Annotated in this window: 11 protein-coding genes, 4 tRNA genes and 1 pseudogene; 8 read left to right on the top strand and 8 right to left on the bottom strand. The window is 65.8% G+C overall.

Annotation, left to right across the window (positions count from 1 at the left end):
• Positions 1-7: 7 nt before the first annotated feature.
• From H1R19_RS11035 to H1R19_RS11025, 3 genes are all read right to left on the bottom strand, one after another.
• Positions 8-490, bottom strand: coding sequence for a TIGR02611 family protein (locus H1R19_RS11035; protein WP_219851430.1), 483 nt, complete (start codon positions 488-490; stop codon positions 8-10).
• 44 nt (positions 491-534) lie between these two features.
• Positions 535-1,935 carry a glycosyltransferase 87 family protein gene (locus tag H1R19_RS11030; RefSeq protein WP_244970943.1) on the bottom strand — a complete coding sequence of 467 codons (1,401 nt, stop codon included), beginning with the start codon at positions 1,933-1,935 and terminating at the stop codon, positions 535-537.
• 137 nt (positions 1,936-2,072) lie between these two features.
• Positions 2,073-2,144: transfer RNA gene (locus H1R19_RS11025), tRNA-Val, on the bottom strand.
• A gap of 253 nt (positions 2,145-2,397) precedes the next feature.
• On the opposite strand from H1R19_RS11025, the gene H1R19_RS11020 reads away from it, so the two are divergent.
• The 4 genes from H1R19_RS11020 (at position 2,398) to H1R19_RS11005 (ending at position 3,723) form a co-directional block, all read left to right on the top strand.
• Positions 2,398-2,470: transfer RNA gene (locus tag H1R19_RS11020), tRNA-Gly, on the top strand.
• A gap of 22 nt (positions 2,471-2,492) precedes the next feature.
• A tRNA-Cys gene (locus H1R19_RS11015) sits at positions 2,493-2,566 on the top strand.
• A 24-nt stretch (positions 2,567-2,590) separates the two neighbouring features.
• A tRNA-Val gene (locus H1R19_RS11010) sits at positions 2,591-2,665 on the top strand.
• Positions 2,666-2,826: 161 nt separating this feature from the next.
• Positions 2,827-3,723: a TIGR03619 family F420-dependent LLM class oxidoreductase gene (locus H1R19_RS11005; protein WP_219851429.1), complete on the top strand. Its 897-nt coding sequence runs from the start codon at positions 2,827-2,829 to the stop codon at positions 3,721-3,723.
• Positions 3,724-3,778: 55 nt separating this feature from the next.
• Here H1R19_RS11005 and H1R19_RS11000 read toward each other — a convergent pair whose 3' ends face one another.
• A complete protein-coding gene (locus tag H1R19_RS11000; protein WP_219851428.1) occupies positions 3,779-5,152 on the bottom strand; it encodes an aspartate aminotransferase family protein in 1,374 nt (457 codons plus the stop codon).
• Positions 5,153-5,263: 111 nt separating this feature from the next.
• Between H1R19_RS11000 and H1R19_RS10995 the strand changes: the two genes are divergently transcribed.
• The 3 genes from H1R19_RS10995 (at position 5,264) to H1R19_RS10985 (ending at position 9,413) form a co-directional block, all read left to right on the top strand.
• The gene (locus H1R19_RS10995; protein WP_219851427.1) at positions 5,264-5,680 is read left to right on the top strand and encodes a nuclear transport factor 2 family protein; all 417 of its coding nucleotides are present in this window, start codon (positions 5,264-5,266) and stop codon (positions 5,678-5,680) included.
• A gap of 73 nt (positions 5,681-5,753) precedes the next feature.
• Entirely contained in the window at positions 5,754-7,067 is a 1,314-nt protein-coding gene (locus tag H1R19_RS10990) for a cytochrome P450 (protein ID WP_219851426.1), read from the top strand.
• Positions 7,068-7,130: 63 nt separating this feature from the next.
• Complete coding sequence (locus H1R19_RS10985) at positions 7,131-9,413, top strand: ATP-binding protein (protein WP_219851424.1); 2,283 nt, start codon at positions 7,131-7,133, stop codon at positions 9,411-9,413.
• 20 nt (positions 9,414-9,433) lie between these two features.
• Here H1R19_RS10985 and H1R19_RS10980 read toward each other — a convergent pair whose 3' ends face one another.
• Positions 9,434-9,685 carry a hypothetical protein gene (locus H1R19_RS10980; RefSeq protein WP_219851422.1) on the bottom strand — a complete coding sequence of 84 codons (252 nt, stop codon included), beginning with the start codon at positions 9,683-9,685 and terminating at the stop codon, positions 9,434-9,436.
• A gap of 278 nt (positions 9,686-9,963) precedes the next feature.
• On the opposite strand from H1R19_RS10980, the gene H1R19_RS10975 reads away from it, so the two are divergent.
• The gene (locus tag H1R19_RS10975; protein ID WP_219851420.1) at positions 9,964-10,917 is read left to right on the top strand and encodes a PDR/VanB family oxidoreductase; all 954 of its coding nucleotides are present in this window, start codon (positions 9,964-9,966) and stop codon (positions 10,915-10,917) included.
• 72 nt (positions 10,918-10,989) lie between these two features.
• Here H1R19_RS10975 and H1R19_RS10970 read toward each other — a convergent pair whose 3' ends face one another.
• The 3 genes and pseudogenes from H1R19_RS10970 to H1R19_RS23210 all read right to left on the bottom strand — a co-directional run.
• Positions 10,990-12,000: an LLM class flavin-dependent oxidoreductase gene (locus H1R19_RS10970; protein WP_219851418.1), complete on the bottom strand. Its 1,011-nt coding sequence runs from the start codon at positions 11,998-12,000 to the stop codon at positions 10,990-10,992.
• A complete protein-coding gene (locus H1R19_RS10965) occupies positions 12,000-13,004 on the bottom strand; it encodes a zinc-dependent alcohol dehydrogenase (protein WP_219851417.1) in 1,005 nt (334 codons plus the stop codon). The genes H1R19_RS10970 and H1R19_RS10965 overlap by 1 nt, the downstream gene beginning before the upstream one ends.
• 297 nt (positions 13,005-13,301) lie before the next feature.
• Positions 13,302-13,502: pseudogene (locus H1R19_RS23210) on the bottom strand (PEP-utilizing enzyme); the annotation flags it as partial.
• Positions 13,503-13,507: the final 5 nt, after the last annotated feature.

The raw sequence follows: 13,507 nt of genomic DNA, 5'->3' as shown, positions 1-13,507 counted from the left end.
GTGCCGGTCACCCGAAGATGGGGCTCGCGAGCCAGCTGTAGTCGAGATTCACCCAGCCGGCGACGCTGTAGAGCGCGCCGATCAACCAGAGTGTGGCGAGAACGATCGCGCAGGTGCCGAGCCAGAACACACCCTGAACCGTCCAGTGCTGTCTGCCGATCCACTCCATCCAGGCGTCGTATTTACCTCGGACGAACTTGAGGAGGCGATGTGCCCACTCGAACTCGGAGGCCAGGATGCCGAGTCCGAGGAACACGATGAGCCAGCCGGGACCCGGATACGGGATGGTGACGATGCCGCAGAGCAGGACCACCGCGCCGACGACCCCGACCATGATGCGATACGTGCCGTACCACCGCGGGTTGGTGCGGACCACATAGCGACGGTGACGGGCCCAGATGTGGATACGTCTGGCACGTGACCGTTCCGGTCGGTGCGCCGCGCTCTCTGTGTGGTCGACGGCCGGCTCGCTCGCCCCCGATGTCGTCATGGTCCCCTGCTTCGTAGGCCTGTCCGCGAAAAGTGACGTCCAGGCTACGCGACCGGGGCGACCTCCCCGGGTGAGCACGATCCGGTCGCCGGTCGGTCCCGCCGTCGCGGGCGGGCGAAGGCGACCAGGGTCACCACGATCGTGACGCCCAGGAGCAGCGGGTAACAGCCTGCGTAGAGAACGGCCAGTGCGTGGTCCCACGGGCCCGGATCCGGATCGCGCGGCATCATGAACAGTCCCAACGAGATCGCGTGGTCGGAGGTCAGGTAGGGGCCGCCGTCCCACCAGTGCCGCCACCAGGTGAACGTGACCGTGACGACACCACCCGGGACGAGCCAGTACCACCAGGTTCGACGCGACCGCCCTCGACGCAGTGCCACATCCAGGGTGATGAGGAGAAGTGGCACACACCAGACCCAGTGATGCCCCCAGGCGAACGGCGAGACGGCGCACATCGTCATGCCGACGATCGTGGCGGCGAGCAGATCCCTCGACGACCGGTGTGCGACGACGGCGGCCCACAGACCGAGACCGGCGACGACCAGCGCCGCCGGCACCCACAACCACGACGGTGCGTCGAAGACCCACCCGGCCGGGCCGCGCTCGGCGAATCGGCGGATGTCGAGGTGGGCCAGCATCTGGGAGCCGAAGCCCCGCACCGTCTGGTTGGCCGGCGAGTCCGCACGTCCGATCCGGCCGGTGTCGAACAGGTGGCGGGTCCAGTAGGCCCAGGCGTCGGACGGGATGACCAGCAGTCCCACGACGACCGTGGCGCCGAAGGCCGCCAACGCGGTACCCGCGGCCCGCCACTGACGGGTGACGAGCAGGTACACGACCACGAACAGCGGGGTGAGTTTGAGCCCCGCCGCCACGCCCACGCCGATCCCCCGCCATCGCGAACCCGGCTTGAGGAACACGAGGTCGGTGAGGATCAGCGCCATCACCAGGATGTTGATCTGACCGAGCCACAGCGTCGTACGGACGGGTTCGAGTGCTGTCGCCGCGATCGCGAGCAGCACCGCGAAGACCCCGAGCCGACGATCGAGTCGGTAGTTCAGACTGCGCAGTCCCAGCACGACGACGGCCACGAGCGTCGCGAAACATGCTGCCCACCAGATGATGTTGGCGACCGTCTGGGTGACCAGGGCCAGCGGCACGAGTGCCACGGCCGCGAACGGCGGGTAGGTGAAGTGCAGACGCCACAGGACCGGGTCGTCGTAGAGCGAACGCGCGTCGAGCACGGTGTCGGCGCCGGCACGGTAGACGCGGATGTCGGTGGCGTTCTGGAAGAGACCGTAGAACGGGTTGGTGATCGGGAAGGCGGTGATGTGCCAGACGATGGCCGCAACGGCGGCGATCGCCGCGAGCCCGATCACCCGGCGTGAGATCACCGCGGGGGCGGCACGGGTCGATGCCGGCGGGTCGACGGCAGGGTGCGCAGCCACCAGGCGAGACTACGCCCGGGCTGTGACCCCGATCACGTGAAACGCCGAGGGTCCGGCGACCAGCGTCGAAACGGGGTGGACCACGCGATCCGGAAACGAGAAAACCCCGTCGAGGACGTCGACGGGGTTTTCGGCTGTGGTCCCGGCTGGGATCGAACCAGCGACCTTCCCGGTGTGAACGGGACGCTCTTCCACTGAGCCACGGGACCGTGTCGGACGCCTGATGTCTGTGACAGGGGCGCCTGTGCACGAGGCAGAAGATTACACGGGTTGCGCAGAGTTCCCAAATCACGCGGGTGTGCCAGGTCACAACCACGACTTCGGGGGCCGACGATGAATCACACGCTGGGAATTCACTGTCCGGCACGCTCCTGACCAGGCGATTTGTAAAGTCCGGAATCCATCGCGTAAGTTTCTCAACGCACCGCGAGCAACAAGATCCACAAGATCGCTCGTGGGCATGCGGATGTAGCGCAGCTGGTAGCGCATCACCTTGCCAAGGTGAGGGTCGCGGGTTCGAATCCCGTCATCCGCTCGGCGCGAGTCGACTCGCATCTGGTGGTGTGGCCGAGTGGTGAGGCAACGGCCTGCAAAGCCGTGTACACGGGTTCGATTCCCGTCGCCACCTCCACACATGTGTGAAAATTACATACCCGCGCGATTAGCTCAGTGGGAGAGCGCTTCCCTGACACGGAAGAGGTCACAAGTTCAATCCTTGTATCGCGCACCACGAAGTTCACGTCAGCCCCGGTCTCCCGACCGGGGCTGACGTCGTTTCCGGGACAGCACGAACAAGTCGTCTGATAAATTATCGTCCATGCGAGTAATTCTGACGAAGGCGCTGATCCCTGCGCTGGTCCCCGGGCCCGGCATGACTCACGGGGTCAGGTCATGACCACGATCGGGTTGGCACTCCCCCAGCTGGGACCCGTGGTCTCCACCGGCCTACTCCGGGACTTCGTCCAGCAAGCCGATGACATGGGGTTCGATTCCCTCTGGGTGCAGGACCATTTCATGTACTCGCTGCAGCAGTCCGGGAGTTACGGGGGCAGCGCTCCCGTGCAGCCCGAGGCCTACCGCTCGGTCTGGGCTCCGACCGAACTACTCGCCGCCGTCTCCACCTGGACCTCCCGCATGGAACTCGGCACAAGCATCCTGGTGGGCGGCAATCACTGGCCCGCCCAGCTGGCCAATCGCCTGGCAACGATCGACCAACTCAGCAACGGCCGGCTGACGGTCGTCGGGCTGAGTGTGGGTTGGTCGGTCGAGGAACACCTGGCGATGGGAGTGGACCCCACGACCCGCGGTCGTCGCATGGACGACTTCGTCCCCGCCCTGCGCGCCTGCTGGGGCGACGATCCGGTCGAGCATCGCGGCGAGTTCTTCGAGATCGGGCCCGCTGTCATGCGTCCGAAACCGATCTCGACGCCCAGACTCATGTCGGGCATGTACTCGAAGCCGGGACTCGATAGAACTGCAAGGGATTTCGACCTCTGGAATCCGGGATCCGCCCCGATCGACACGGTCGTGAACTCGCTGGCCTCGATGAACGCGCGCCGTCCGGCCGGAATGGCTCCACTCGATGTCATCTACCGGGTCGCACAACAATCCACCGCGGGCAAACGGCTCAGCATTCCCGAAATGTCCACGCGCGTCGAGGAATGCGCCACCGCCGGCTTCGAAGGCGTCATCGTGGAGACCAACTTCTGTTCCGAGATCGACACCCCCCGAGCGTGGTTGAAGATCCTCGCCGACCTCGGTCCGCTCATCGACGCCGCCCGCGGCTGACACGGCGCGACACCTTCGCGCGCCGGGCCACCTCGGCGTCGACGCTGGTCGATCCTCAGCTCGCCAGTCCACTGTCGGCCACCGAACGTTCCAGCGCCTCGAGGAACATCGCGACGTCACCGTCGGTCATCGGTGAGGTCACTGTGCCCAACGCGGACTTGAACATCAGGATCCCCTGGTTGTACAGACTGGTCGTGAGCAGATTCGTGATCGTCTTGTCCGAGGTGAGCGCGGTCTCCAGATCCACGACAGGCGTAGGGGTCCAGTGGATTCCGAAGACATGCGCGAAACCGGTGACCTGCAGTGGCGCGCCCGTGCGCCGACCGATGTCTCGCACACCTTCGCGGAGCTGTTCACCGAGCCGGTTGAGATGGTCGTGCACGGCGGGAGTCAGTGCGCGCACCTGCGCCAGGCCAGCGGCCAGCGTAGCCGGAATACCGCCCAGGGTCGTCGCATGGCGCATCTGCGTCATCGGATCGACGACCGGATCGACCAGGGCCATGATGTCGGCCCGTCCCCCGTAGGCCGCGAGCGGCAGCCCGCCGCCGATGGACTTGCCCAGCGTGGTCAGATCCGGCTCGACCCCGAAATACCCCTGCGCGCCGTGCTCGCCCATGGGGAACGAGACCACCTCGTCGAGGATCAGCAGAATCCCGAACCGGCTCGTCACCTCACGAAGTCGAGAGAGGAACTCCGACGTCGCGGGGATCATTCCCGTGCCGCCGAGGATCGGCTCGACGATGACAGCCGCGAGTTCCCCGGCGTGTCCGACGATGATCTGTTCGGCTTCGTCGGCGTGGTTGTACGGCAGGAGGACGACCGCATCCTCCGAACCCGGGATGAGGCCGGGCGGAACAGCTCCCGGATCCGCGAAGCGTCCGTTGGCGATCAGCGAGAGGTCATGGGTGCCGTGGTAACCGCCACGCATCTTCGCGATCTTGGGCCGGCCGGTGAACGCCCGGGCCAGACGGAGTGCGGTCATCGTGGCCTCGGTACCGGAGGCGGTGAACCGGACCTGCTCCATCGACGGCAACCGACGGTTGAGCTCGGCGGCCAGATCGGCACCCAGCGAGACGTGCGGCGAGCAGTAAGTGGTGCCGCGTCGCAGCTGACCTATGGTCGCCTCCAACACGTCCGGGTGGCAGTGCCCGAGAGGGAGCAGCCAATCACCGGACATGACGTCCAGATACTTGTTGCCGTCGGCGTCCCAGGCGTAAGCCCCCTCGGCGCGTTCGAAGTACACCGGGTGCGGGCTCATGAAACCGAGGCCGCCGGGTACCCCGCCGGGGATGTGCCGCCGGGCCCGCGCGAACGCTTCGCGCGATCTCACCGTGCGGGATTCGAAGACGCGCTCGACATCTGCGCGCCACCGCTGGTGACGTTCGGTGTCCACGTCTGCTCCCGCCACCCGGTCGATCTTCTCGGTCATCCTGGGCCTCCTGGACTGAACAGTCTCTTGATCGATAGTTGATTGGTAGAGTACTGAGCTATACGCTTCGGCACAACGACCGCGTCCGCACCCGAACGAAAGGTCCGTGAGATGAGCAATGCCTCAGCCGATCTGCCTCGTCCGCTCACCGAGTTCTTCGACGCCGTCAACGCCTGCGACTTCGATGCGCTCGCGAACTGCCTCAGTGAGGACGTCTCCTACCAGTTCCTCGTACCTCACCCACCGGTGGTGGGCCGAGAGGCCGTGATCGAGGCGTTGCGTGCCTCGCTGACCGATGCCGATCGGGTCAGCTGGGAGTTACTCGGTCACCTCGCCGCCGGACCACTCGCATTCGTGGAACGGGTCGACCGATTCTGGTTCGCCGGCCACGAGGCAGCCATCGACGTGGTCGGTGTGTTCGAGCTGGCCGACGACACCGTCACGGCCGTCCGCGACTACGCCGACCTGGACACCTGGCGGCAGCGAAAAGCGGCCGCCCGCAACGCTGGTCGCCCGGCAGGCCCGTAGCCGGTCGACGCGTCGACTCGCTGTCACCGCTCACCCGTCCCCGATACCCGAGATGTTCACGAAGGAGCGCCTGATGACCACCACGACCACGACCACCGCCGCCATTCCGCCGGAAGCCGGCTTCGACGAGCTGGTGGCGCTCGATCCCGAAGCCCGCAAGTGTCCGTTCCCCACCTACCAGACCCTTCAGGAGGAACATCCCATCGCCTGGAGCGACGCGCTCAACGCCTGGGTCGTCACCCGGTACGACGACGTCCTCACCATCCTGCGGCAGCCGGAGATCTTCTCCAGCCGACAGCAGAGTGGGCCGGCCTCGGTGACCTCGCTGGCCGGGCGCGTGGTGGCCGACGACAGCTACCCCCAGGCGACCCGGGACCAGGCAGCGCGTCGGCTGCGGCTGAGTCAATCCCCTGTTCTGGTCAACTCCGATCCTCCGGAGCATCGCCGCCAGCGCCGACTGGTCACCGCCGCGTTCTCGCCGCGCAGCATCGAGACGATGGCGCCGGCGATCACCGAGATCGCCGAGAGCATCGCGGATTCGGCAGTCGCAAAGGGGCGGGTCGACCTCGTGCAGGACTTCACGTTCCCGTTCCCGATGACGGTCATCGCAAGAATCCTCGGTGTGCCGGAATCGAAGATGGAGGTCTTCAAGCAGTGGACCATCGCGTTCACCCAGGGGGTCGGGGCGCACGATCTCGACCGCACGGAGATCATCGACCTCTTCGAGGCCGTCGACGACTTCTACGACTACTTCACCGAGCAGATCGGGGACCGTGAACGCGAGCCGAAGGACGACCTGCTCACCTCCGTGGTGCAATCCCGCGTCGACGGTGAGCGCCCTCTCACCGAGGACGAGCTCCTGCAGATGCTGGTGCAGTTCCTGGTCGCCGGCAACGAGACGACGACCAACCTCATCGGCAGCTGCCTTCTCAAGCTCACCGGCACTCCTGAGCTGTTGGCCGAACTCAAGGCGGACAGTTCGCGAATTCCCGACTTCGTCGAGGAGATCCTTCGACTCGAGGCCCCGACCCAGGGGATGTACCGCACACTGACCGAGGACCACAACCTCGCCGGTACCGACCTGCCTGTCGGGTCCATGGTCTACATGATCTACGCGGCCGCCAACCGCGACCCGGGGGTCTTCGCCTGCCCGCACGAGATCTCGGAGCGCAACGACCGCAACCGGCACCTGTCCTTCGGTCGCGGCGAGCATCTCTGCCTCGGAATGCACCTCGCTCGGCGCGAGGCGATCATCGCTCTCGAGACGCTTCTCTCGCGCGTCGAGAGGATCGCCCCGGTTGGCGAGCTCACCGAGGTCGGATACAACCGGAGCTTCATCCTGCGCGGGATCGCGTCACTGCCGGTCGAACTCGTGCCCGCGCACTGAATTCCGACCAGGTCTCGTCCATCCACGACCCGAGGCGAGTCGGTCCAATGAGATACTGACTCGATGACCGCACGCCCGACCGGCAACCTGCCGGTGGAGATGACGAGCTTCGTCGGCAGGCGTGAGGATCTCATCCGCTCGAGAAATCTCCTGGGAACCACTCGCCTGCTGACGCTGACCGGAGTCGGCGGGGTCGGGAAGACCCGCCTGGCAGCCGCGGTGGCCGGTGGCGTCCGTCGCGACTTCCCCGATGGAGTGTGGCTCGTCGAGCTCGCCGACCTTCGTCAGGGAGCTCTGCTGACCCAGACCATCTGCGGACTCTTCGGGCTACCCACTGATTCCCCGGACGCGTTCGGTCTCCTCGCGGAGCATCTGCGGACGAAGCGGCTGCTCCTGGTCCTCGACAACTGCGAGCACCTCATCGACGCCTGCTCGGATCTGGTCAGCCGCCTGCTTTCCGCCGCGGGGACCATCAAGGTGATGACAACCAGTAGGCAGGCGCTCGGCGTCGAGGGCGAACAGCTGCTGCCGGTCAGTCCGTTGACAGTCCGGTCGCCCGGCGGACTGGGTGAAGCGATGCTCCTGTTCGAGGAGCGCGCGTCGGCGGCCGAACCGGACTTCCAGATCACCGACGACAATCGCGGCGCCGTCGAGGAGATCTGCCGGAAGCTCGAAGGACTGCCCCTGGCGATCGAGCTCGCGGCTGCGAACATCAGGATCTTCGGACCCACCGAGATCGCCAAGAGACTCGACGACAGCACCCTGCTGACCGCTGTCGAGCGAACCCGCACCGCCCGGCACCGGACCCTGGAGTCCGTCGTGGACTGGAGTTATCGCCTGTGCTCGGCCCGCGAACGGCAGGTGTGGGAACAACTCTCGGTGTTCGCCGGCGGTTTCACCGCGGAGACCGCGGAGGGCGTCTGCATCCCGCTCGCGTCCGGCGCCGGTGTCCTGCGCGAACTGATCGGCCTGCTGGACAAGTCGATGATCGTCAGGGTCGACGACGTTCAGGATCAGCAGCGCCGCTACCGGCTGCTCGAGCCGATGCGGCAGTATGCGCTCGAGAAGTTGGAAACTTCCGCCGAGGTCTCGACCGTCAAGATCCGCCACCGCGACTACTTCCTACGTCTTGCACAGCGTTCGGACACCGATTACTGCAGTCCCGACGACATCGAGTGGTTCCGGCACACCATGGCTGAACACGCAAACATCCGGGAAGCGCTGGCGTTCAGTCTGTCTCAGTACGGGGAGGAGGCTGCAGCCGTCGAGATCGTGCGCGCCCTGCGCCCGTATTGGTCACAGACGGGGACCATGCTGGAAGCATTCCAGTGGTCCAGCCGCGCTCTCAAGTGTTTGGTCGACCCGACGCCGGTCCGGGCAAAAGCACTCGTCACCGGAAGCATCCTGGGCCTCCTCATCGGCGAGGTAGACCGCGCCGCCGCATTCCTCCGGGAGCACGACGATCTGAGGCGACAACTCGGAACCGACGAGTTCCGGTTCGACGCACGCTTTGCCGCGGCCCTCGAGGCGTCGTTGCGCCACGATGATCTCCGCGCACTCGATCTCGCCGAGCAGGCAATCGAACTGGCAGCGCCTGATGTGAGTCCAGGTCTCGTCGCGGACTGCATGGCCTTGTCCGCACTCTATGCGTTCATCACCGACCCCGAGACTGCGGACAAGTTCACCAACCGCCATCTCGAGTACACTGATCGGCACGGAGCGCACCTGGCCAAGGCAATCGCACTGGGACCAACGGGGATTCTTCGTTGGCATCAGGGTGACTCGGCCGCCGCCGAAGCTCTCATGATCGAGGCGATCGACTTGTACGGCGCCTTCGATTACCCGGGCATGGTCGTGGTCTGCCTGGAGGTGATCGGGTGGTGTGCGGCCGTGGATGATCCCGTCCGTGCGGCGACGCTGCTCGGCGCCGCGCAGACCGTGTGGCGTCAGCACAGTCAGATGACACTCGCGCAGGCCGCGCTTCGCCCGGTCACCGTGACCGTCGAAGGGCGTCTACGGCGCGACCTGGGTGACGAGGCCTTCGAGGCCGTCCGCACGAAGGGACGCAAGATGACGCTCGACGACGCGGTGCGCCTCGCCCGTGGGGTCGACGCGGGCCCAGGGCCCCGGCGCGCGTCGTCGACCGGGCAGTCGACACTCACCCGTCGCGAGCGTCAGGTTGCCGCGGTGGTGGCCGACGGCCTCACCAACAAAGAGATCGCCACCAGACTCGGCATCTCGCCCCGCACCGTCGACGCTCATGTCGACCACATCCTCACCAAGTTGGGATTCCGTTCCCGGACCCAGATCGCTCGATGGATGAGCGCCACCGAGGGCGACGCCTGACCTGCCCCCGGGCGTCGTGATCAGACCGCATCGGAGGCGAGATAGGCCAGTGCCTCGACGCCCGCCGGCGTGATCCGGACCCCGTATCCGCTCGCGGAATCCACCGAGGGTGTGACGAGCCCGAGTTCCACGAGACCGCTCAGAGCAGGCGTGATGCTGTCCGAGGCCTCGTGAATCGCAGATCGGTACATCGGGCCGCCCACGGCGCCGAACCGCGCGGCCAACTCGTCGACCGCTACCTTCTCCAGGACGTTGCACTGCGTTGCGTTCATCTTGTGGCCTCCTTAGTGGCACTCATCAGTGTGATGAGCGCGCACGCGTACTTCCATTCGCAAAAGTACCTACGCGACTACCTATGACACACATCACATCGATAGCGGTCGGTGCGATCTGCCACGCCGGCGCGCGCCCTTGATGGGGAAGGCCACCTTCCCCAATAGCCTTGACACCCAATAGTCTGGGTTGCGACTATTTAGCACAGGACTATTTTCCGAACCCCCTGGGTCACCAGGTTTTCTGTTTCCGGGCACCAGTACCGATAGGACGGCGCATGTTCACCACAGTCGCTCTTCTCAAACTCGAGGTCACCGACGTTCGGGAAGTCGCCGACCGGATCATCCAGATCAGCCTGAGCGACGCGACAGGACGAGACCTCCCGTCCTGGGAGCCCGGAGCCCACGTCGAACTCCGCCTGCCCTCAGGGCTCTTGCGTCAGTACTCGCTCTGTGGCGACACCGCCGATCTGCAGACATACCGGATCGCGGTTCTCGAAGAACAGGAAGGGCGTGGTGGGTCACGCGAAATTCATGAGTTGGCTTCTGTGGGAGCAGTTTTCGAGGTACGCCCGCCCAAGAACAACTTCGCGCTCGTCGATGCCGAATCCTACCTGTTCATCGGTGGCGGCATCGGCATCACGCCGATGATCCCCATGGTCGAGGAGGCCAACCGCCGCGGAGTCGCGTGGCGGTTGGTGTACGGCGGCCGCACCGAGTCGTCGATGGCCTACCGAGAATCCCTCGCTGCGCACGGTGAGTCCGTCGACCTGTGGATCGATGCCCAGCGGGGCCATCCCGACCTCGCGCTCATTCTCGCCCAGGCCCCCGCCGGCACCGAGATCTACACCTGCGGCCCGGGCCCGATGATCGATGCCGTTGCCGCGGAGTTCACCAAGCACGATCACCTCGGGGGCCTGCACTTCGAACGGTTCGCCGCGAGCGGCACGATCGATCACAGCGGTGGTTCCTTCGAGGTCGAGCTGTACCAGACCGGTGTCACCATCACCGTTCCCGAAGGCGGCACGATCCTCGGCGAAGTCCAGAAGATCCTTCCCGAACAGCCGTTCTCCTGCGAGGAAGGGTACTGCGGCGAATGCGAGACCCGGGTGATCGACGGCGAACCGGATCACCGTGACGACTACCTCACCGAGGACGAGCAGGCAGCCAACGACGTCATGATGATCTGCACCAGCCGCTGCAAGGGCGAGCGGCTCGTGCTCGATCTCTGAGGCCGACCCGTCAACAACAGTTCGCCCCGGCAGGAAACTCTCCTGCCGGGGCGAATCGTCGGGTCCGCGAGGTCAGCTCACCGGTTGTGCGGTGCGAACCCGCGGCAGGACCTTGTCCGCCAGCAAATCCAAACTGCGCCAGGACATCTCGGGGGGTAGACCGCCGAGGAGTGGATGCAACCGTAACTCGTAGGAGTCATCGAGCTCGGACAGCCTCTGGACCGCCTCCTCCGGGCTCAGAATCCACATCGAGGGGTCGTTCCGGATCGAGTCGAGATCGCTCTTCTCCCGCCAGTATCCGTTCTTGGTGGCGTTGGTTCGCTCACCCGCCCACGACGCATACATGTTGCTGGCGTGGATCACGTGCGGAGCCACCTCCACCAACGCGGCCTCCGGATCCTCGGCCACGTAGACGAACGCCGGGCCGTGCCGGGGAAAGGGCTCGGGTTCAGGATGACCGTGCTCGACGCATTCCTCGGCGTAGAAGCGGTAAAGCTCTTCGGTGGCAGGCCGATATCCCAGGCCCATACGAGCCGCGCGGCGCGCCGACGGTTTCGCGTTCCCACCGATGTAGATGGTCGGCCCGCCGGGGGTTCCCGGCTGGGGCGTCACCCGGACGCGAGTACCGCGATGATCGAATTCCTCGCCACGCCAGGCGGTCCGCAGCACCTCCAGCTTCTCTTCGAAGACCTTGCCCCGGTTGGCGAAATCGACCCCGAACATCTCGAACTCCTGTGGCCGGTAACCGATGCCCGCGGTGATCAGGACCCGGCCGGGTCCCGCGATGAGGTCCAGGACGGCGAGGTCCTCGGCCAGCCGCAGTGGGTCGTGCATCGTGATGCACAGCGCCGAGAAATGCAGTTCGATCTGCTCGGTGGCACCCGCGATCGCAGCTGCCAGGATCATCGGCGACGGACAGTAGTTGTCCTCGGCCCCGTGGTGTTCGGCCAGATAGACGGTGTCGAAACCCTTCTCGTCCGCCCAGACGCACTGCTCTACGGCTGCCTTGTACAAATCGCCGGGACTCGGCGATCCCGGTCCGAGATCCGGCGCACGCATGTCGTAGCGCAGTCCGATCTTCATCAGTTCTCCTTGATCCTCGGGTCGAGCATGATCTTGATGTCGGTCGTGTCACTCGCCGCCAGGTCCTCCAGGCCGATCGACAGCGAGCCCAGGCCGACCGTGCGGGTGTGCAGCTTTTCCGGTTGGATGCGGCCGGCTGCGATCAGGTCGAGGGTCTCGACGATCTCCGCTCGCGTATAGCCTGCGGCAGCGATCATGGACGCCTCCTTCGCCAGCCACATCCGGGGGGCGATGGTCGCCGAACCCGCATCGCTGACCAGCACCACCCGGCCGCCCTGACACAGGACACCGAGTGACTGATCGATCGTGTCCGGATCTCCGGTGCAGTCGACGACGACGTCGTACTCATCGACAAGGTCGGTGGTGGACTCCGAGACATGTTGAGCGCCGGATAATTTCGCCGCCTTCCTGCGCGCCTCGGACAGCTCGACGACCGGGACGTCGACCGCTCCGATCGCCCGTGCGCACTGGAGCACGAGCAGCCCGATGGGGCCGGCACCCACTACCAGCACCCGTTCTCCCGCGGTGATCGCGCCGCGACGGACTGCATGCCACGCCACCGCGGCGGGCTCCACCAGCGCTGCTGCCACCTCGGAAACACCATCGGGGACGGGCACGACCCGATAGGCGGGCACTGTCAGGAGGCGGGCGAATCCGCCGTGCGGCTGCTCAGGTCGTCGGTCGCGGCCCCGGGCCACGGACATGACGAAGGAACAGAAGTCGGGCCGCCCGGCCCGGCACGCCGCGCACTCGCCGCACGGGTCGGGCACGCCCACCACCACCCGCTGTCCGACCGTCAGGCCCGCACCGGCCCCGCCGACCGCGACCAGGCGACCGGTCCACTCGTGACCGCACAGCATCGGCCCGTGCCCGCCTCCGGAGAGGTAGGCCCGCACCTCGGTGGCACAGACCCCGCAGAGGTCTATCGCCACGGTGACCTCCCCCGGCGCCGCATCGGGTTCGACGATGTCGACGAGATCGACAACACCGGGACGAGGGATCAATGCGACAGTTTGCCGAGTACCGGCAGGTTCTGCCGTGGTGTCGGTGCTGTCCGTGATCGTGGAAATGTCGACTCCGATCCTCAACCGCCACGTGGGCGGGCGCCACTCGGGGACCTCGCTGAGATTCCGAGGCCGTGCGTGCAACAATTTCAGATTGTCTTGTACTAGAGTATTTGTCAATAGACTAACTTGCCCGGGAGGCATCGACTCGCCGGTATTCGCAACCCCGACCGCCACCATGCAATCGGCTCCGCCTCCGGAAGGAAGCGGAGCCGATTGCATTGCGGTGCAACATGATCAGTGCACAGTCACCGTTCCGGTCGTACCGTCGACGGTCAGGAGCATTCCCGATTTGATCCGCTTTGTCGCCTGCTCGACCGCCAGAACGGCCGGTATACCCAGCTCGCGGCTGACGATCGCCGCGTGACTCAGCGGCGAGCCGACATTGACGACGACGCCCGCACAGGTGGCGAACAACGGGGTCCAGCCCGGATCGGTGTGCA

The sequence above is a fragment of the Gordonia jinghuaiqii genome, from assembly GCF_014041935.1.
Taxonomy (GTDB): Bacteria; Actinomycetota; Actinomycetes; order Mycobacteriales; family Mycobacteriaceae; genus Gordonia; species Gordonia jinghuaiqii.
This window is presented reverse-complemented; position numbering and strand designations above follow the sequence as displayed.

Coding starts and splice junctions, on each gene's coding strand:
- H1R19_RS11000 (WP_219851428.1), bottom strand. CDS start 5,152: ATGACCGAGAAGATCGACCGGGTGGCGGGAGCAGACGTGGACACCGAA.
- H1R19_RS11035 (WP_219851430.1), bottom strand. CDS start 490: ATGACGACATCGGGGGCGAGCGAGCCGGCCGTCGACCACACAGAGAGC.
- H1R19_RS10995 (WP_219851427.1), top strand. CDS start 5,264: ATGAGCAATGCCTCAGCCGATCTGCCTCGTCCGCTCACCGAGTTCTTC.
- H1R19_RS10975 (WP_219851420.1), top strand. CDS start 9,964: ATGTTCACCACAGTCGCTCTTCTCAAACTCGAGGTCACCGACGTTCGG.
- H1R19_RS10980 (WP_219851422.1), bottom strand. CDS start 9,685: ATGAACGCAACGCAGTGCAACGTCCTGGAGAAGGTAGCGGTCGACGAG.
- H1R19_RS10970 (WP_219851418.1), bottom strand. CDS start 12,000: ATGAAGATCGGACTGCGCTACGACATGCGTGCGCCGGATCTCGGACCG.
- H1R19_RS11005 (WP_219851429.1), top strand. CDS start 2,827: ATGACCACGATCGGGTTGGCACTCCCCCAGCTGGGACCCGTGGTCTCC.
- H1R19_RS10985 (WP_219851424.1), top strand. CDS start 7,131: ATGACCGCACGCCCGACCGGCAACCTGCCGGTGGAGATGACGAGCTTC.
- H1R19_RS10990 (WP_219851426.1), top strand. CDS start 5,754: ATGACCACCACGACCACGACCACCGCCGCCATTCCGCCGGAAGCCGGC.